We start from the raw sequence: 511 nt of genomic DNA, 5'->3' as shown, positions 1-511 counted from the left end.
GGATTGCCGCCAACGATAGCGTAAGGCTCCACATCTTTTGTCACCAACGAGCGGCTGCCTATCACCGCACCGTGCCCGATCTTGATTCCGGGCATGACCATTGCCTCAGAGCCGATCCAAACGTCATTGCCAATGACAGTATTACCTGCTTTTTGGAAGGCATCGAGTGCGCTTGAGAATGCAGGTTCTTCCTGCATATAAAAGAACGGGAAAGATGATGCCCAGTCGTACCGATGCCCCTGATTGCCAGCCATGATAAAGGAAGCCCCACTCCCGATAGAGCAGAAACTACCGATGATCAACTTATCAACGTCATCACGGTCCGGAAACAGATACCGTGCGCAGTCATCGAATGAGTGCCCATGATAGTAGCCAGAGTAATAGCTGTACCGCCCAACTTTGATATTGGGGTTCTTCACTTGCTCAGAAAGCAGCTTGCCTTTGAAGGGGCTATCAAAGTAGTTGGTCATAAGAGATCCCGCGGTCTGTGACTTTGCCGTCTAACGTTTGA

At 50.5% G+C, this 511-nt stretch carries 1 protein-coding gene; it reads right to left on the bottom strand.

What is annotated here, in order from left to right; translation table 11 throughout:
• On the bottom strand, positions 1–470 hold a 470-nt coding region (locus L2I46_RS29335), incomplete at its 3' end, for a CatB-related O-acetyltransferase (RefSeq protein ID WP_137928873.1).
• Positions 471–511 lie beyond the last annotated feature (41 nt).

It is taken from the genome of Klebsiella sp. 2019SCSN059 (genome assembly GCF_021739525.1).
Taxonomy (GTDB): Bacteria; Pseudomonadota; Gammaproteobacteria; order Enterobacterales; family Enterobacteriaceae; genus Klebsiella; species Klebsiella quasipneumoniae.
The sequence above is the reverse complement of the archived record's forward strand: the minus strand, read 5'-3'. Positions and strand labels throughout refer to the sequence as shown.